We start from the raw sequence: 18,286 nt of genomic DNA, 5'->3' as shown, positions 1-18,286 counted from the left end.
ATGAGGCAGACGCGCTCAGCCCACTTTGTGGAGCCAGACGATCTGCTGGTCGTCGCCGGCGTGCCGGAAAGGTTCGAGTTCTTCGTCCCAGGCCGAGCCGAGCGCGACGTCGAGCTCGCGCTGCAGCTCGAACGCATCGCCGGCGGCGACCTCCATGGCGTAGCGCACCCGGTCTTCACCGATGACGACGTTGCCGGCCGCATCGGTCTGAGCGAAGTGGATGCCGAGGCCCGGGGTGTGCATCCAGCGTCCGCCGTCGCTGCGGGGCGTGGGGTCTTCACTCACCTCGAAACGCAGATGCTCCCAGCCGCGGATGGCACTGGCGAGAGCCGCACCGGAACCCACCGGGCCCTCCCAGTAGAACTCCGCGCGGCGGCTGCCCGTCAGCACGGGCTGCTCGGCCCAGTCGAAGTTGACGGCACGGCCGAGGGCGCGTCCTACCGCCCACTCGAGGTGGGGGCACAACGCGCGGGGCGCGGAGTGAATCAAGATCACTCCGCGCGAAGACGTGATCGCCATGGTCTCTCCTTCGTCAGGTACGTCTTCCCCTACGACCTGTGATGGAGTGTGGCGATTGTTCGGTTGTCCCGGCCATTATCGCCCGCTCATAACGAAATCACAACACTGTGATTCCGATGTGCGTCTGGCGCGGGTTCCGGGCCCTCCGACAGGCACAGGGACCGGGGGCTCAACTGAACCAGAGGGCCCAGTAGAGCGCGAAGTTGCGGTTGCCGTACGACGAGCACTCGTCGCCGGTGCCCCAGCGCGCCGCGATGGCCGCGGAGTTCGGCTGGTAGGGCGTGTAGTTGTACAGCGCCGCCGTGGCCTCATTGGTGATCGCGACGTCGGAGCCCCCGCACGCGGGATCGGGCGAATACGCGAGGTAATGGGTGCCGGGCTGACGCATGAAGTCCGAGGCGCTGTACGTCTTGAGGTCGGTGGTGCCCTGCGCGACCTGCTGGGCGAAGCCCGCGATGCCCGGGTCGCACGCCGCGTCGTCGGGGCAGCGGGCTCCCATCGCGGCGCCGAGCTGCTCGGCAGAAGGCGAGCGCGCGACGCGTCCGGCGACGAGACTCTGCTCCTTCTGCAACGTGACGAGGATCACCTTCGCCGAGATCCCGCACGCGCGCTGGACGCGGTCGATGATCTCGGCCGCCGTGAGCGAGCCGCCGTCGTAGCCGTCGCAGACGGTCTGACCCGTGGCATCCGACACGACCGGACCTCGCGCGGGAAGATCCGTGCGCAGCACCGACAGGCAGGAGTCGTTGCGGCACTCCCCCACCTGGTCGTCGAGGAAGCTCTGGATCTCGTCGGCGGTCATGGCGTTGCCGTCGTAGAAGGCGTCGTCGCTGATGAGGGTCCCCGGATCGAAGCTCGACAGGTCGATCGTCTCTCGACGCTGCTCGGTGTTCCACGCCGTCGTCCATGCGCTGGTGAGGGAGACCAGCGGAATGACGGCCAGCACGACGAGAGAGACCAGAACGGCCGCGACGACGCCGAAGGCGATGCGCCGACGACGAAGCTGCCGGGCACGGGCGGTGGGGCGGCGACGCCGGACGGGCCGAGGACGAGCTCGGCTCGGCCGGGTTCGAGTGTTCGCCACCCCCTGATCGTGCCGCACCGCGCTGACCGCGCGCTGCACGCGAGGTGCGGCGCGTCGGCCAGCGCGGTGTCTTTCACCTCTGGGGCTGACCGGGCGGTGCACATGACGTGCGGCGCGTCGGCCAGCGCGGTGTCTTTCACCTCCGGGGCTGACCGCGCGCTGCACATGACGTGCGGCGCGTCGGCCAGCGCGGGGGCGCTCAGCTGCCGGGCTGGGCGGGGGCGGTGCCGTCGGCCGGGGGCGTGGGCGCGGAGCCGTCCGCGGGCGGGGTGGGTGCCGTGCCGTCTGCCGGCGGGGCGGGAGGCGTCGGCTTCTCTCCGTCGGCGGGAGGCGTCGGCTTCTCGCCCTCGGCGGGCGGGGTCGGAGCCGTACCGTCGGCCGGCGGGGTCGGCTTTTCGGTGCCGGGCGCACCGGGGCCGTGGCCGGGACCCGCGGGGCCGCCAGGCCCGCACTCGCCCGGGCCGGAGCCGTCGGCGGGGGCTCCGGTGGGTGCGTCGCTGGGCGTGGCGCCGGAGGTCGCGCTCGAGCCGGGCGTGGGGGTGCCCGGGGTCGCGGCGCCGGGTCCGGTGGATCCGCCGTCGGCGCTCGGTGCCGAGGTCGCCAGCGTCAGCGGGGTGGTCGTCTGCGCGGCGAGGGCGGCCGAGCCGCCCGTCAGGCCCGCGGCGACGATGACCGCTCCCGCGATCAGCGCGGGGCGACGCCACGAGCGGCGACGGGGCTCGGGGGCCTCGTCGAACCGCGGCAACGGCTGGGTGGGGTTGTCGTCGTTCATGGTTCTCGCTCTCCGCCGGTGGCGTTCACCGGCTCGAGTTCCACATTTCGCGGCGGGACTGAAGCGAACCTGAAGTCGGTGAGGGTCGGGGCATCGCATACGCAAGCCATAACGCCCGTTCAGCGCCGGGCCGTAGCGTCGGGCGGATGTCTGCTCCTGCCCGCGTGCTCGTCCTCGACGACGACGAGACGATCCGCACCGCCGTCACGGTCGCCCTCCGCGCCGACGGCTACGTCGTCGACGCCGCACCCGACGGCCTCGATCTCTCGGAGCGGCTGGCCGCCTTCCGCCCCGATCTCGTGGTGCTCGACTGGATGATGCCCGGGCCCAGCGGCATCCGGCTGCTGCCCGTCATCCACACCGCGGGCGACACCGCCGTCATCATGCTGACGGCGCGCGACGAGGTCGACGATCGCCTGCGCGGATTCGCCGAGGGGGTCGACGACTACGTGGTCAAGCCCTTCACCATGGCCGAGCTGGTCGCGCGGACGGGGGCGGTGCTGCGCCGTCGCGGGCGCCTGCCCCAGACGATCGCAGTGGGCGATCTGGTCGTCGATCCGGATGCCGCCACGGCCCATCGAGCGGGAGCGTTGCTCGATCTGACGGCCACGGAGTTCCGTCTGCTTCACTTGTTCGCCGACAGTCGGGGCCGCACGTTGTCGAAGGCGCAGATCCTCACGCAGGTGTGGGGATTCGACGACTACGACCCCAACCTCGTCGAGGTGCACCTGAGCGCTCTGCGCCGCAAGATGGAGCAGCACGGTCCGCGCCTCATCCACACCGTGCGCGGCCTCGGCTATCGGTTGAGTGCCGCGTGAGCGCCGCCGTCGCCCGTGAGGGCGCTCCCCTGCGCACCGGATCGCTGCGCCGCCGCACGATCGTCGCGGTGCTCGCGCTGGTGGCCGTGCTGCTGGTCGTGCTCGCTGTGGTCGTCGACGTGGCCCTCGGAGCGCGCCTGCGCGGTCAGATCGAAGACCGCCTGCGCGACCGGGCGGCCGCGGCCGCCTCTCTCGTGGGCGTCGTCGACGACACCGACCTCGCCGAGCGGTTGTCGGATCAGGGACTCGCGGTGCGCATCGACAGTGCAGGCGGCGACTCGGTCGTGGCGGGACCCAGCCCCGAGCAGTTGCGCGACGCTCCTCCGGGCCCGGGCGGCGGACCCGGAGGGAGTCCGGGGCAACGGTCGCAACCGCAGCCGAGCGCCTCGAGCGACGTGACCGTCACCGCTTCGGCGCTCTCGGGCGACGACCAGCTGGTGACGCTGCAGTCGACGTTGAGCGATGGCTCGACCCTCACGCTCACGGCGTCGGCGGTCGGTGTCGGTGACACGCTCGCGCAGGTGCGCTGGATCCTCGCGATCGCCTCGGTGGGCGTTCTCGTGATCGCTGCGGGTGCCGTCACGATCGTGGTGCGCCGGAGTCTGCGACCTCTCGACCGCGTGTCCGACGTCGCGCGGGCGATCGGTGCGGGCGAGCGCGAGCGGCGTCTGCGGCCGACGCGCCCCGACACTGAGATCGGACGCGTGGCGACGGCCCTCGACGACATGCTCGACGACGTCGTGGGAGCCGAGCAGACCGCGCGCGAGGCCGAGGCGCGTTTGCGGGCCTTCCTCTCCGACGCGGCGCACGAGCTGCGCACGCCGGTCGCCGGCATCCGGGCCGCTGCCGACACTCTCGTGCGCGCCGATCTCGACGGGCCCGAGCGCGAGGTGCTCGCGACACAGGTGGCGCGCGAGGCGGCGCGTGCGTCGCGCCTCGTCGACGACCTGCTCACGATGGCCCGCGTCGACCGCGGGCTCGAACTCGAACGGGTCGACGTCGACCTACAGGAGGTCGTGCGCACCGAAGCCGAACGGATCCCCCTCGTGCATCCCTCGATGCGCGTGGAGGAGAAGCTTCCGGATGCCGCGGTCCCCGCCCGCATCGACGTGGGCCGTATCGGCCAGGTGCTGTCGAACCTCGTCGAGAACGCCGCGCGGGCGACGGGCGGAACGGGTGCGGTGACGCTGGAGCTCGGCATCCGGAACCACGTCGCCGTGGTCACCGTGAGCGACGACGGACCCGGGGTGCCCGTGGATCAGCGCGAGCGCATCTTCGACCGGATGGTGCGGCTCGACTCTTCGCGCACCTCGGCGGCCGGTGTCGGACTCGGGCTGCCGATCGCGCGCGGAATCGCCCGCGCACACGGTGGCGACGTGCGATGCGTGCCGGTGGCGGCGGGAGCCCGGTTCGAGGTCGTGCTCCCGCTCGCCTGAGCGTCAGTGCGCCTGCCGGCCCACAGGCTGACGAGCCGGCGCGGGTTGTGGGGCGATGCCCGCCGCGGTCAGCGTGAGGCCGTCGGCTCCGCTCGCGTCGTGCATCATCTGATCGACGAGAGCGCGATCGATCACGGGCTCGCGGCCGCCGTAGAACTGCATGACGAGGGCGTTCGAGGCGTGGATCCACAGACTCGCCTGCCGTACGCCCTCGTTGACGGGCAGCTGGAGCATGAATCCCTCGTTGCGTCGCAGCTTGTTCATCACGACGATGCGGAGGTGGGCAAGGATGCGATCGTCGATGTCGAACGCGGCACGGTCGCGGTAGATGAGGCGTCCCATTACTGGTCCTTTTCCGGCGCGACGAATCGCACCTGTGTTGCGTGGGGGACCGCGCCGGGAAGCGCAGCAATGGGGGCCCGACCATTGTGGCACCGATCTGGACTTACGGTGTATCCCTTTCTCCATCATCGAGGTGAATCCTCAGAATCGGCTTTGCTTCGCTCGATAAAGTCGAAGAGATCAGTGATCACCGACCCACGAGAGAGACAACCCCGTGAGCCCTCACCGCACCTCCACCGACCAGGAGGGCCGATCTTCGAGCCCCCTCTTCCGGAGAGGGGGTGAGATCTGATGCTGGCTGCGGCCCTGACGCTTCTGTTGGGGATCATCGTGACCTTGGCGATCATCGTCGCCTGCGGATTCTTCGTCGCGCAGGAATTCGCCTACATGTCCGTCGACCGCTCGCGTCTGACCGCGAGAGCGGAAAAGGGCGACGCGCAGGCGAAGCGCGTTCTGGCGATCACCAAGCGCACATCGTTCATGCTCTCGGGTGCCCAATTGGGAATCACCGTGACCGGCCTGTTGATCGGGTACGTCGCCGAACCCCTCATCGGTCAGTCGATCGGCACGCTGCTGGGCGGAGTGGGCGTCGACCCGACCGTCTCGGTGCTCATCGGCACCGTCGGCGCGCTGCTGCTGGCGACGGTGGTGACGATGATCTTCGGCGAGCTGTACCCGAAGAACCTCGCCATCGCGAACCCCGAGCCCCTCGCCCGAGCCCTCGCCGTGCCCACCCGCATCTACCTGCTGATGTTCGGCTGGCTGATCACGGTGTTCGATCTGGCGGCCAACGCACTGCTGCGCCTGCTGCGCATCGAGCCGCTCGAAGACGTCGACGAGAGCGCGACCGCGCGCGACCTCGAGGCGATCATCGAGGAATCGCGCCAGAGCGGCGACCTGCCCGACGACCTGTCGATGATCATCGACCGCATCCTCGACTTCCCCCAGCGCGACGTCGAACACGCCATGGTGCCGCGCTCTCAGGTCGACTCGGTCACCCCCGACACGACCGTGGGCGAGGTACGCGCCCTGATGGCCACCGGCCACACGCGCTACCCCGTGATCGGCGACGAGGACTCCCCCGTCGGAGTGGTCGAGCTCATCGACCTGTTGCGCGAACAGCCCGCCGACGACGCCCCCGTGGCATCCGTCATGCGCACCGCCGTCGTCATCCCCACCTCGATGCAGCTGCCGGTGGCCCTGGACCGCATGCGACGCTCGCGCAACGAACTCGCCTGCGTGGTCGACGAGTACGGCAACTTCGACGGGATCCTCACCATCGAAGACCTGACCGAGGAGGTCATCGGCGAGCTCTCCGACGAGCACGACGCTGAGGTGAGCGAGGTCTCGTCCGTCGGCGACGACGCCTGGAACGTTCCGGGCGACCTGCACCTCGACGAACTCGAGCGTCTCATCGGGCACGACCTCGCCGAGAGCGACATCGAGACCGTGGCCGGGCTCGTGATCGACGCGCACGGCGACCTCCCCGCCGTGGGCAGCGTCGTGCGCATCGACCTGCCCGAGCGGGCCGGAGAGACCATTCAGGGGCTCGACATCGACCGCTGGCTCGCCGTCGAGGTGGTCGCCGTCGACCGGCACGTGCCCTCGCAACTGCGGGTGCAGCTGCACGAGGTGGACCGTGACGCGGTCGAAGAGCCGACCCGCGACGAGGAGGTGACCCGATGAACGGCTGGACCGTGGCCCTGATCACCACCGCGCTCATCGTCGCGAGCGCCTTCTTCGTCATCGTCGAGTTCGCGCTGCTCGCCGCTCGCCGCCACCGCCTCGAAGAGGAAGCCGCGACCAGCGCGTCGGCCCGCGCCGCTCTGCGCGGAGTGAACGAGCTGACCGTCATGCTCGCGTTCGCGCAGCTCGGCATCACGGCCTGCACCTTCCTGCTCGGTGCGGTCACCAAGCCGGCCATCGATTACGCGCTCGCGCCCGTGTTCGAGGCGTGGGGCCTGCCCTACGTGCTGGCCGACATCATCGCGTTCATGCTCGCGCTGATCGTGGTCACCTTCCTGCACCTCGTGATCGGCGAGATGGCGCCGAAGTCGTGGGCGATCGCCCACCCCGAGACGGCGGCGAAGGCCACCGGCATCCTGGCCCGTGCCCTCACCTGGCCGCTGCGCCCGTTCCTGCTGTGGATCAACCACATCGCGAACCGGCTCGTGAAGGCCTCGGGTGTCGAGCCGGTCGACAAGGCCGCAGCCGGTGGGCAGGACGCCGACACGATCCGCGAGCTCGTCGCGCACTCGCGACAGGCCGGAACGCTCGAAAAGCAGTACTCCGAGCCGATCGCGCAGGCGATCGCCCTCGGCACGCTCACCGTCGGCGACATCGTGCGCACCGACCGCTCCCCCACGGCCGTTCCGGCGGATGCCACGGCGGCCGACATCCAGGTCGTCGCTGCTTCGTCGACGCACTTGCGCATCCTGGTCGGGGCGGGCGCGAGCTCGCGCGTCGCTCATGTGCGCGACACCCTGGCCGTCGACCCGTCGACCCCGGCCCTCGAGATCGCCCGCGAACCGCTGGTGCTCGAGCCCACGGCATCCGCGTACGACGCCCTCGCCCGCATGCGCCGCGGTCGCGTGCAGCTGGCGACGGTCGTCGACGACGAGCGACTGCTCGGCGTGGTGACGGTCGACGACCTGCTGCGCGAGATCCTGCCCGGGCCGGGCGAGGTCGCGGCGGTGGCCGCGCGATAGCGGGATTCGGGGCGGAACTCTCCGTTCGGGGCGTGTTTTTCGCGCCCCAAGGTGAGGATTCCGCCCCGAACCGTTGCGAGCGCGAGCACGACCGCTCGCGGCGGAGTGTCAAGCCGTCAGAGCGGCGGGGGAACGCGGCGTACCGTCGCTCGCGTTCACCCCCCTCATCTCTTCGGAGGACACTCATGAGCAAGACCTGGTTCATCACCGGCGCGTCCAAGGGCTTCGGCCGCGAATGGGCCGAGGCGGCCCTGGAGCGCGGCGACAACGTCGCGGGAACGGCCCGCAACCTCGACGACGTGCAGGAGCTCGTCGACGCCTACCCCGACACGTTCCTCGCGCTGCAGCTCGACGTCACCGACCGCGCGGCCGACGTCGACGCGATCCGGAAGGCGCACGAGAAGTTCGGCGCGCTCGACGTGGTCATCAACAACGCCGGCTTCGGCCACTTCGGCATGGTCGAGGAGCTCACCGAAGACGAGGTGCGCGCGCAGCTCGAGACGAACTTCTTCGGCGCCCTGTGGGTCACCCAGGCGGCCCTGCCGATCATGCGCGAGCAGGGCTCGGGCCACATCATCCAGGTGTCGAGCATCGGCGGCATCAGCGCGTTCCCGACCGTCGGCGCCTACCACGCGTCGAAGTGGGCCCTCGAGGGGCTGTCGCAGTCGCTCTCGCAGGAGGTCGCCGACTTCGGCATCCACGTCACCCTCATCGAGCCCGGCGGATACTCCACCGACTGGTCGGGCCCGTCCGCCAAGCGCAGCGACGAGATCGACGCCTACAAGGCGGTGCGCGAAGAGGCGGCGAAGCGTCCGTCGGCCGCCGATCCCGGAAAGCCCGAGGCCACGCGTGCCGCCATTCTGAAGGTGGTGGATGCCGAGAACCCGCCGCTGCGCATCTTCTTCGGCAAGGCGCCCCTCGGCATCGCCGAACGCGACTACGAGTCGCGCCTGAAGACCTGGCGCGAGTGGCAGCCGGTGTCGGAGGAGGCGCACGGCTCGTAACCCCGCGTGCGGGGCCCGCCCCGGTGTACGGGACGAGCCCCGATGCGCACAGATCGCCCCGCGGACGCCTGAGCAGGCAGCCGCGGGGCGATCTCGCGTCGCACTACTTCGCGACGACCACCTTCAGCGGAGTACTCGTGGTCACTCCCCCGGCGTTCACGAACTCGATCGTGTACGTGTACGTCCCGATCGCCCGGCCGGTGACGGGCACGACCACCTTCTGCGCGGCGGGTGTCGCCGCGGCGAGCGCTCCCGACGCGATCTCGACGTCGTTCTCGAGCAGGCGGTACGAGGTGGCGTTCGTGCCCCACCACAGGTTGGCCGTCACGGAGTACGCCCCGTCGCGGTCGCTGTTGTCAGAGGAGAGCACGGGTCTGCCGGGAGCGGCATCCGTCACCGTCACCGTGAGCGGCTTGGTCGCCGTCGTCCCCTTCGAGTTCACCAGCTCACCCGTGAACTTGTAGGTGCCGTTGCTGAGCCCGGCGATCTCGACGACGCTCTTCTGCGCGTTCGGCGTCGACATGGTCAGGGGCATGGTCGCGACCAGCTCGCCGTCGCGGTAGAGCTTGAAGAGCGAGCCGTTCGAGCCCCACCACAGGTTCATCGTCAGCTGGAACGTGCCGTCTTTCAGGCCCGTGTCCCAGCCGTCGTTCGACGAGAGCACGCCCGTGCCGGGTGCCGCGGTGGCCCCGTCGTTCGAGGGGACCTCGGGCAGGGTGATCGTCGGCGTCGCGGCCGAACGGTCGCCCTCGCCGACGGCGTTGACGGCCGCCACCTCGAAAGCGTGAGCCGAGCCCGGCGCGAGGTCGGACAGCGTGCACGTGGCCTCGGCGACCTCGCACACGGGCTCGGTGCCGCCGGCCTCGTAGACCCGGTACCCCGACAGCTCGGCACCCGTCTGAGCGGGGGCCTCCCACGCGACGGTGATCGACGTGTCGGACGCCGCGGTCGCGGAGACGTTCTGCGGCGCCGTCGCGCGGGTGGTGTCCTTCACGGCGAGCCACGAGATGACGGGCTTCTCGCTGCCCGCGCCCTCGTTGGTGATGACGTAGTCGACGGTCGCCGCCTCGCTCAGGGTGAAGGTGAGGTCGCCGGTGAGCGGTCCGCTCACCCCGGTCAGCGGCACGTTGCCCTTGGCGAGCTCGGTTCCGCCGACCGACACGGTGTGGTTCATCGTGCGGTTCAGACCCCACCACTCGGTGAAGCCACCGGTCAGCGTGTACTGCCCCGCGGGCAGCGGCAGACGGTAGGTGAGCCGGGTGGTGTCCTGATAGAGACCGGTCGAGAACTTGTCGGTGATGTCGGTCGAGCCCTTCACCTTCATGCCGTCGGCGACGTATCCCCACTGATCGGCGGAGGTCGAGACCTGATCGACCTTGTCGTTGCGCAGTGTCGGTACGGCCTTCTGGACCGCGGTGAACTGCGGCGAGGGGGTCGTGCCCGTTCCGGAGTCGATGTAGTACACGAGCCCCGCGGGGATCACCTCGTAGGCGGCGACGACCTTCTGTCCGCCCTCGGTGAAGCGACCGGTGAGCACGAGCTTGCGCAGCGCGGTGCGCTTCTGGGCGGCCGAGTCGGCATCCCAGGTCACGGCCTTGTCGACGCCGTCGACCGCGACCGTCGCGGGCAGCTCGTCGTCGGCCTCCAGGGTGCCGACCACGCCGAGATCGCGGGGAAGAGCCTGCACGTAGACGAGGGCGAGGCGGGCGTTGTAGCCCGAGGTGCCCGTGGTGCCGAACTCCAGACGCACCACGCCGTCGGCCGACACGTTCACCCGCTGCGCGACCGGGGTGGCGGCGCCGTTCGAGACCGCGGACTGCGTGGTCTCGGCGGCCCCGGGCGCCCGCACCTTGCTGTAGACGTTGGTCGTCAGGCCCGCCCGCGGAGCCTGCACGGCGACGATGTTGTACGAGCCGGCGGGCAGGGTGAGGCTGTAGACGATCGGCTTGGTGAAGTCGGCGCCGACGTACGACGAGCCCCAGTCGGTGGGTGAACCGGCCGCAACGGTCGTCGCGGAGGTCGCGTAGCCCCAGGTCGCGGCCGTGCTGCTGCCGTCCCACTTCTGGTCGGCGCTGTCGTTGCGCAGGTCGGGGAACGCCGCCTTTGCGGTGGCGAACGCCGAGCCGGCGGCCGCACCCGACGAACCGGAATCGATGAAGTACGTCAGATCGGCCGGGAGGGTCAGCACCGTCGCGGTGATGCGCTGGTACACACCCGCCGCGGTCTTCTCGGTGGTGCGTCCCGTCGCCGTGAACGAGCTCAGCTCGGCAGCGGAGCCGGCCGCGGTCGCCGAACCCGCGGTCCAGGTGACAGCGGCATCCGCGCCCTCGAGCGACACCGTCGCGGGGAGGGTCCGACCCGGGAGGGTCATCGACAGGGTGCCGACGTCTTTCACGTCGTCGCTGACGTCGCGCGGGGTGAGCTGATCGACGGCGATGCTCAGACGCGCCTCGAGAGCGCGGGCGCCCTCGGCATCGAGCCCGTACTCACCCGGATCGGCGACCGCGTCGCGAGCGGCGTCGCGGGTCGACTGCAGCCTGGCCCACGAGTCCACGCTGTATTCGTCTTCGTCGAGGGCGGATGCCGTGTCCACACGCGCGGCCAGAGCCGTGGTGTCGACTTTGCTCGCGTCGGCGTTCGCCGTCACGACTCCCACCGCGTCGACGTTCAGCGCGTCGGCGTTGGCGGTGCGCACCTCGACCGTGTGGGTGCCGTTGCGCAGCCCCCGCAGCATGTACGCGGTGCGTTCGCTGCCCGCGGCCAGCGTCGGCGCAGCGGCGACGAGCTGCTCGCCGTCGACGATGACGTCGAGGGTCGGAGCGCCCGAGTTGGTGCCGATGATGTCGAGACCGGTTCCCTCGAAGGTGTACGCCATCGTGGCGCCCTGCCGGGTGCTCTTCGAGGCGGTGCGTTGCCACTCGAACATGCCCTGGCCGTTGACGTGGCTCCACTCGTCGTCGAAGCGCAGAACGGATGCCGAGGTGTCGCTCCAGCTGGTCTGGTGCATGCCGTCGATGATCTGGGTGTAGTACGGCGTGTAGCCGGGCACCGTCTCGACGGTGAGGTTGTCGAAGCGCACGAAGGTGAAGCTCGACCCGAGCTGGATGCGTCCGGTCGCCTGGGGCGCGGCATCCGTGTACGAAGCCACGTCGACCCCGTTGATCTGCGCGGTGTAGACATCGCCCGCGACCTCCACGGCGATGCGGTTCCACTCGCCCGCGCCGGTGCGGAAGTCGACGCCCGCCGTCGCCGAGGCGTTGCCGGTGGAGAGCACCGTGCCGTAGCGCTGGAAAGACCACGCCCCGGTGGGCTCGACGCGCAGCTCGGCCGCCGACACGGCCTGACCGTTCGCGGTGCCGCCCTGCTCACGGGCACCGATGGTGGCGTACTGCGCCCCGTCGGCCTCGAACATCACGTCGGCGCCGACGACGTAGTTCGCCCACCGCGCGTCGCCGATGGTCGTCTTAGGGTCGCCGCCGTTCCAGGCGCCGCCGGCCATACCCGAACCGATCTGCTGGCGCAGCACGCGCCCGTGCGCGGCGTCGGAGGTCGCGACCGACTCGAACGCGCCGTTCGTGTCGTTGCTGTAGCGCGGGGTCGCGCTCTGATCCTCGGCCTGCACGCTCGGAGTGCCCGACGGCTTGTCGGCCGCTCCCCTGCTGGAGAGATAGCCCTCGCCGCTGTCGACGAGGGTGCGCGTGTCGGGGTCGTAGCCCTGGATGTCGCCCGTGCCGCGGTAGTCGAAGTCGTCGGCGTACAGGTACGCGTCGTCGGTCACGCCGTTGACGTTGCCGGTGGAGTCGGTGTCGAGAACGTTGCGGCCGCCGTCGGACGCGGTGTACTCCGTCGTCGCGGGGGCGGTGCGTCCGAAGCCCTCGCGCGGTGAGACCACCCCGGCACGTGTCTCCGCGTGATCGAGCGTGGTGGCCGTCACCGTCGACCAGGCCTTCACGGTGACCGTGTAGCTCCCGTCGGCGGCCGGCGCCATCTCGGCGAGGGGACGGACGTAGTTGGCATCCGCCGCCTGCCCCGCATCGGCCGCGCGCGTCTCCCACACCTCGAGCGTCTTGTCGTCGCCCAGCGGCATCCCGTCGACGGCGACGCGGTAGGTCTTGCTGAACGAGCTGTCGTTCACGATGACGGTCGAGAAGTCCGCACCGTCGGGGGCGGCGAGGGTCGTGTACGACGCCCCACCCGCGCGGGCACCGCTGGGCGGGTTGCCCGTGCCGAGCTCGCTGCCCGAGGCCTGCGGGATCGCCCGCCAGATGCCGGCCGTGTTGTCGGAGTTCTCCCACCCGAGCTTCGCGAACTGCGTGAACTGCTCGAGCACCGCGAGTCCGCCGTCGTACGAGATCCAGCCCGACCAGGGCTCGCGCGCGTTCACGAGCTCCTTCGAGGAGTACTGGAAGCCGTCGTAGAACGACCCGATCGCGGGCTGGAAGATGTTGAGCGTGCGGCGCGACGCCGAGAAACCCGTGGTGACCCAGTTGCCCATCTCGAGCGCGCTGCCGGGGCCGCCCATCGAGGTGCCCACCCCGCCCTGCTCGTTGCTGTTGGTGTTGTTCGGGCGGTCGGCGGAGTTGGAGAACGTCGACTGGCCCTCAGAGTTCCACACCTCGCGGTCGAGCTGCTCGGCGATCTTCTTCATGTTGCCGTTGCGGTCGTCGGCGCTGCTGTAGTGGAACCCGACGATGTCGACCGCGTCACGCAGCGAGGAGTCGCTGCCGGTCATCCCGTCACCCAGGGCGACCGGAGGAGTGCCGACCGTGTCGCCGGCGATCGTGCGGATCGAGGTGTACAGGTCGCGCTCGGTCGCCGAGGCGAAGCCATTGTTCGGGTCGCCCGCGGTGGCGCCCTCGTAGCCCGTGGTGTCGGTGCGCAGCCACCCCGAGAAGTCCTTGTACAGCTGCAGGTCGGGGTTGGAGGTCTCGTTCGCATCGGGGTTGATCGAGTCGATCATGTAGCCGAACTGCCGGTACGCGGCCAGGGTGGTGTTCTTGAACCAGACGTACTGGTCCTGATTGTTCTTCACCCACGTCGGGCGGTTCCAGCGGAGGATGCTCACGTGCACCGGGCCGTGCGCGACCGTCTTCGCGTCGGCGGCGAGCTGGAATCCGGGCTCGCGGAGCACGTTCGGATACTCGTCGCGCGAACGCATCGTCGAGGCATTGGGCCCGGTCGAGGTGTTGCGGTCGTTGCCCATCTCGATCTTGACGGTGTTCATGATCGGGAAGTCCCCGCCGAACAGCGTCTCGATGAGCTCCCAGTACTTCTCGGGATGCTGCGACTTGTAGTCCAGCAGCAGGGCGCTCGTGGAGTTCGCGCTGAGCACGCCGAAGCCCTTGAAAGTCAGGCCGTTGACGTTCTTCGCAGCCGCGGCCACGTCGGTGCCGCGCACGGTCACAGTGACCGGATCGGCCCCCGCCGCCTGCGCCGCGGTCGGAATGAGAAGCGCGCCGACCATCGTCGCGGTGACGAGCGCGGCCGCCGCCGCCACGCGGCCTGGGCGACGGGGATGAGGTCGAACCGGGGGGATCGGTGCCGTGACCATGGGGAGTCTCCTTCGACGGGGGCGCGGCGTCGGTCCGTTCCGATCGCTGCGGGGGCACGCCCGTGTGCCCGCCCACATCGTCGGTCACCGTTTACGTCGAGCGGAAGCGAAACGAACACGATCGATCATTCTTGAATCCATACGTACATCGCCCTACGCTGTCCGATCATGAGCGCAGGTTCTCCGCCCTTCGGGCTGTCGCGCCGCGAACGCATCCTCGACGAGCTGCGGCGCACCGGATCGGTTCGGGTCGCCGACCTCGCCCGCGACCTCGGCGTGGCCGAGCTGACAATCCGACGCGACATCGGCCACCTCGCCGACCGCGGGCTCCTGACGCGCGTGCACGGCGGGGCGACGCTGCGCAGCCGGCTCGACACCAGCGTTCCCGCCGACGCGCGGACGTCGGCGCCCATCCGCTTCCGGGTCGGCATGGTCACTCCCTCGCTCACCTACTACTGGCCCCACATCATCGTCGGCGCCCGCGCCGCCGCCACCGAGCTCGGCGTGCAGCTCGTGCTCCGCGGCGCGAGCTACTCAGTGGCCGACCAAAGACGGCAGATCGCCTCGCTCGTCGACTCGGGGAGCCTCCACGGCCTGATCGTCGCGCCCGAGACCACCGGCGCCGACGGGCGGGCGTTCCTGCACTGGCTCGAGTCGCTTCCGCTTCCCGTCGTGCTCGCCGAACGCCGAGCGGCATCCGCCCTCGCCCTCACCAAGCTCGAATGGGTCACGACCGATCACGTCTTCGGTGGGTCGCTCGCGGCCGACCACCTCGCGGCGCGGGGACACACCCGCGTCGGGATCCTCACCTCGGCCGGCTCGCCCACCTCGTCGCAGCTGCGACGCGGGTGGGAGCGCTCGATCGCCGAACTCGGGCTCGAGTGCCCGGTCGACGTCGACGCCTCGCTCGACGCGCTCGACGCGCCCGCCCGCGAAGGGGTCGTGGCCGACCTGCTGGCGCAGTGCCGTGCGACCGGGACCACGGCGCTGCTCGTGCACTCCGACCCGCAGGCGGTGCTCGTGCAGCAATACGCGCGCGATCACGGGTGGCATGTTCCGGAGGATCTCGCGGTCCTCGCCTACGACGACGAGGTCGCCGAGAGCGCCGAACCGCCGATCACGGCCCTGCGCCCCTCGAAGCAGCACGTCGGGCGTCTCGCGGTGGAGACGATGGTCGGGCGTTTGACCGAGGGGGCGAGCCGCCCGGTGCAGCGCACGTACGTGCTGCCGGTGCTGCACACGCGCGAATCGACCTGATCGGCGGGGAACTGCTCTCGGCCGGAGACGCCACGCGCACCGGACCCTCAGGATTCGCGCAACCGACTGCGCTCTCCGGCCGACCGGGCGGGGTCGCCGCAAGGTGCGCCGAAGATTCGCCCCGGTCGCTCAAGTCGGCCGATCCGGCCCCTAACCTGGCGATGCGGACGACGGTTCGTCCGCCCCTCCTGGCCCCGGACCCGAAGCGGGGCCGGGAGGGCCCCCGCTCCCTCGGCCGCCGCCCCTGGGCCCGGTGCGTGCAGGGGCGCGTTCCGCGACCGCCCCGGTGCATGAGGAGTGCCCCGTTTCGGTACGGCGTCGAACCGACGTTGACCGGCCCACCGGGCGGCATCCCGCGGGGGTGCGATGATGGGCCGGTGAGCACAGATGCCGGCTTCCCCCCGCGGCGCAGCCGGGGACTTCTCCAGTCGTGGGTCGACGACTACCTGCAGACGTCGACGCTCAACGGCGCCCGCATCGACGTCGCCCCGCAAGACGCGGAAGACGAGCTGGACACCGGCCTGGTGATCATGCGGCCGAAGGGCTCGGCCCTGTGGGTCTACATGCAGCCGCGTGGCTTCGACGATCCGCTCTGGGAGCTGACGATCCCCTCGCGCGACTGCGACGTGACCATGAGCGCTCTCGAGCTCGGCGGGCTGGCCTCGGTGGTGCTCGACGCCGCTCGCCTGTGCACCTACCTGCAGTTCCGCTCGCTCGAGTGGGATCGCGCCTCAGGGCGTCACCGCACCTCATCGTGAGTAGGCGTCGACGAGGAGTGACCCCCGGATGCCGCGGAACGTCTCGATGAGCCGATCGAGCGCCCCGCGGTTGTAGCTCGCGAGCTGCAGATCGTAGGGGCCGAGCGGTTCGAGCTTTCCGGTGCGCAACCGCACGACCTCCCACCCCGCGGACCGCAGCGCTCGGTCTTTGCGGCGGTCGGCCTGCTCGCGCTTTCCGACGTGTTCGAGGCCGTGCCGGCCGATGGAGTCGTACTCGACCGCGATGCGCAGCTCGGGGAACACCAGGTCGGGCCACACCTCGAGGTGCTGGAAGAACGGTCGCGCCACCCGCACGGCGTTGAGGCCCGGGGTGAGGGCGAGTCGTTCGTGCAGGTCGGCACGCAGTCGGTCTTCGACGGCCGACGCGGGCTTCGGCGCACACGGCGAGACGAACGCCTCACCGACGGGGATCGCTGGCGTCTTGTCGCACACGGGCGTTGCCTGCCGGGCCCGACGCGGGCGCAGCACGGCGTTCGCGGTGACGGCGGGGGTAATGACGGAATCTCGCATGGGCAGGGCCGCCGTGCGCGTCGGATTCGCCTGCTCGCTGCACTCGGGGCACCACGCGCTGCGCCGCCTCTCGCGCCCGGGTCGCAGTCGCTGTTCGCTGGGGGTCGCGGCGAAGCGGTGCCCCGCGTCGCACTGCCACAGCAGCAGCACGTCGGCGGCGGGCGGCACCTGGCTGAGCGCGATGCCGGCGTTGAGGTCGGGGTGGTACTGCCGCACCAGCGCGGGGAACGCCGCCCACGACTCGCGATACGACCCCACGGCATAGGGCACGTCGGCCCCCTTCGACCACTGCCGTCGCGCCCACCAGGCCTGCACTCGTTCCGCCACGCGGACGACGGTAGCGAGGGGCTCCGACATCGGGGCGCGGCCCGGCGTCGGGACGGTCCGGCGAGGAAGAAAGCCCTCCGCTCAGGACGAACCAGGCGGAGGGCTTGAGTAGGGCGGGTGGGACTTGAACCCACGATCGTCGGGTTATGAGCCCGCTGCCTTGACCAGCTTGGCCACCGCCCCCAGCGCCGTCGAGCCTACCGGCATCCGTCGGGCGCTACCCAACGACGCGACACGTTCAGCGGGTGGTGAGTCTCGGCACCCAGCACCGCACCGCCCGCTGGTACGCGACGTAGTCGTCACCGAAGGCCGCGACCAGATCGGCCTCCTCGTGGGGGCGGATCGCGTAGTTCCACACGAGCGAGCCGGCGAGGGCGTAGATGACCACCATCCACGAGCCGAGGATCAGGCCCACCCCGACGCCCTGCACGATGCCCGCGACCGCCATCGGATTGCGCACGAGGCGGTAGGGGCCCGCGATGACGAGCCGGTTGGTGGCGGCCGAGGGCAGGGGTGTTCCGTCGCCCTTCGTGGTCAGCGCCGCGGCCGACCACAGTCCGAGGGCACTCGCGGCGACCACGACGACGACACCCGCGACCCGGACGCCCCCGGGCGCGGGCAGCGACAGCATGCACCGCTGTTCGAGCGCCGCGATGACCACCGGGAAGACCACGAGGAACAGGCCCCAGAAGACGACGATCTGCCCACTCGTCATCACGACGTGCACCAGGGCCGAGGGCCGCGAGGGGGCGCGCCGGAAAGCGAACGGCCCGACCAGCAGCCACTCGGTCGGGATGCGGCCGAGGGTGAGAAGCACGAACGCACCGATAGAGCCGGCGCTCGCGGCGATCATGATGACCACGCCCCACCCGGCCTGGGTCGTGATCGTCGCGTACATCGCGAGCAAGACCGTCACCAGCAGCGTCCACACGGCGACCAAGCCCGCCACCCACCGCGCGCTGCGCACGGGCAGCACGACGACGAGGGCGGATGCCACGACGAAGAGCGGGATGTCGAAGGCCGCCACAATCACCGGGTCGAGGTCGCCGAGGGTCTTCTCGCGCACGAACGGCACCGTGAAGACGGCGACCCACCAGGCAGCGCCTCCCGCGGCCTGCAGCGCGAAGTACCCCCGCGCGAGGGCGGCGGGGCGGCGAATCCCACGCGCGGGCACGTGAC

At 70.6% G+C, this 18,286-nt stretch carries 14 protein-coding genes and 1 tRNA gene; 7 read left to right on the top strand and 8 right to left on the bottom strand.

What is annotated here, in order from left to right; all coding sequences use genetic code 11:
* Nucleotides 1–15: 15 nt before the first annotated feature.
* The 3 genes from M3667_RS07920 to M3667_RS07910 form a co-directional block, all read right to left on the bottom strand.
* Complete coding sequence (locus tag M3667_RS07920; RefSeq protein ID WP_144833619.1) at nucleotides 16–519, bottom strand: DUF3145 domain-containing protein; 504 nt, start codon at nucleotides 517–519, stop codon at nucleotides 16–18.
* Between the two features lie 169 nt (nucleotides 520–688).
* The gene (locus M3667_RS07915) at nucleotides 689–1,603 is read right to left on the bottom strand and encodes a hypothetical protein (RefSeq protein ID WP_251507106.1); all 915 of its coding nucleotides are present in this window, start codon (nucleotides 1,601–1,603) and stop codon (nucleotides 689–691) included.
* Nucleotides 1,604–1,802: 199 nt separating this feature from the next.
* Nucleotides 1,803–2,375, bottom strand: a complete 573-nt coding sequence (locus tag M3667_RS07910; protein ID WP_251507104.1) for a hypothetical protein — start codon at nucleotides 2,373–2,375, stop codon at nucleotides 1,803–1,805.
* A gap of 146 nt (nucleotides 2,376–2,521) precedes the next feature.
* Here M3667_RS07910 and M3667_RS07905 point away from each other — a divergent pair, with 146 nt between their 5' ends.
* Both M3667_RS07905 and M3667_RS07900 read left to right on the top strand, forming a co-directional pair.
* Nucleotides 2,522–3,193, top strand: coding sequence for a response regulator transcription factor (locus M3667_RS07905; RefSeq protein ID WP_251507099.1), 672 nt, complete (start codon nucleotides 2,522–2,524; stop codon nucleotides 3,191–3,193).
* Entirely contained in the window at nucleotides 3,190–4,629 is a 1,440-nt protein-coding gene (locus tag M3667_RS07900) for a HAMP domain-containing sensor histidine kinase (protein ID WP_251507097.1), read from the top strand. Before M3667_RS07905 ends, M3667_RS07900 begins: the two co-directional genes overlap by 4 nt.
* A gap of 3 nt (nucleotides 4,630–4,632) precedes the next feature.
* Here the strand turns inward: M3667_RS07900 and M3667_RS07895 are convergent, their stop codons facing one another.
* Complete coding sequence (locus M3667_RS07895) at nucleotides 4,633–4,971, bottom strand: ATP-dependent DNA ligase (RefSeq protein ID WP_251507094.1); 339 nt, start codon at nucleotides 4,969–4,971, stop codon at nucleotides 4,633–4,635.
* Nucleotides 4,972–5,262: 291 nt separating this feature from the next.
* Between M3667_RS07895 and M3667_RS07890 the strand changes: the two genes are divergently transcribed.
* The 3 genes from M3667_RS07890 to M3667_RS07880 all read left to right on the top strand — a co-directional run bounded on the left by M3667_RS07890 (nucleotide 5,263) and on the right by M3667_RS07880 (nucleotide 8,683).
* On the top strand, nucleotides 5,263–6,657 hold the full coding sequence (locus M3667_RS07890; RefSeq protein WP_251507091.1) for a hemolysin family protein: 1,395 nt from the start codon (nucleotides 5,263–5,265) through the stop codon (nucleotides 6,655–6,657).
* A complete protein-coding gene (locus tag M3667_RS07885; RefSeq protein WP_251507089.1) occupies nucleotides 6,654–7,679 on the top strand; it encodes a CNNM domain-containing protein in 1,026 nt (341 codons plus the stop codon). The genes M3667_RS07890 and M3667_RS07885 overlap by 4 nt, the downstream gene beginning before the upstream one ends.
* A 185-nt stretch (nucleotides 7,680–7,864) precedes the next feature.
* On the top strand, nucleotides 7,865–8,683 hold the full coding sequence (locus tag M3667_RS07880; RefSeq protein WP_251507087.1) for an SDR family oxidoreductase: 819 nt from the start codon (nucleotides 7,865–7,867) through the stop codon (nucleotides 8,681–8,683).
* Nucleotides 8,684–8,786: 103 nt separating this feature from the next.
* On the opposite strand, the gene M3667_RS07875 is transcribed toward M3667_RS07880, so the two are convergent.
* Entirely contained in the window at nucleotides 8,787–14,180 is a 5,394-nt protein-coding gene (locus tag M3667_RS07875) for a fibronectin type III domain-containing protein (protein ID WP_251507085.1), read from the bottom strand.
* A 222-nt stretch (nucleotides 14,181–14,402) separates the two neighbouring features.
* Between M3667_RS07875 and M3667_RS07870 the strand changes: the two genes are divergently transcribed.
* Nucleotides 14,403–15,491, top strand: coding sequence for a substrate-binding domain-containing protein (locus M3667_RS07870; RefSeq protein WP_251507084.1), 1,089 nt, complete (start codon nucleotides 14,403–14,405; stop codon nucleotides 15,489–15,491).
* Between the two features lie 377 nt (nucleotides 15,492–15,868).
* Nucleotides 15,869–16,249, top strand: a complete 381-nt coding sequence (locus M3667_RS07865; protein WP_251507082.1) for a hypothetical protein — start codon at nucleotides 15,869–15,871, stop codon at nucleotides 16,247–16,249.
* Here M3667_RS07865 and M3667_RS07860 read toward each other — a convergent pair.
* The 3 genes from M3667_RS07860 to M3667_RS07850 all read right to left on the bottom strand — a co-directional run bounded on the left by M3667_RS07860 (nucleotide 16,241) and on the right by M3667_RS07850 (nucleotide 18,281).
* Nucleotides 16,241–17,107, bottom strand: a complete 867-nt coding sequence (locus M3667_RS07860) for a zinc-ribbon domain-containing protein (protein WP_251507080.1) — start codon at nucleotides 17,105–17,107, stop codon at nucleotides 16,241–16,243. The genes M3667_RS07865 and M3667_RS07860 overlap by 9 nt on opposite strands.
* A gap of 109 nt (nucleotides 17,108–17,216) precedes the next feature.
* Nucleotides 17,217–17,290 (bottom strand) — tRNA-Ile (locus tag M3667_RS07855).
* A 55-nt stretch (nucleotides 17,291–17,345) separates the two neighbouring features.
* Nucleotides 17,346–18,281, bottom strand: a complete 936-nt coding sequence (locus M3667_RS07850) for an isoprenylcysteine carboxylmethyltransferase family protein (protein ID WP_251507079.1) — start codon at nucleotides 18,279–18,281, stop codon at nucleotides 17,346–17,348.
* Nucleotides 18,282–18,286 lie beyond the last annotated feature (5 nt).

Source organism: Microbacterium sp. P26 (assembly GCF_023712585.1).
GTDB classification, from domain to species: Bacteria; Actinomycetota; Actinomycetes; order Actinomycetales; family Microbacteriaceae; genus Microbacterium; species Microbacterium algihabitans_A.
The sequence above is the reverse complement of the archived record's forward strand: the minus strand, read 5'-3'. Positions and strand labels throughout refer to the sequence as shown.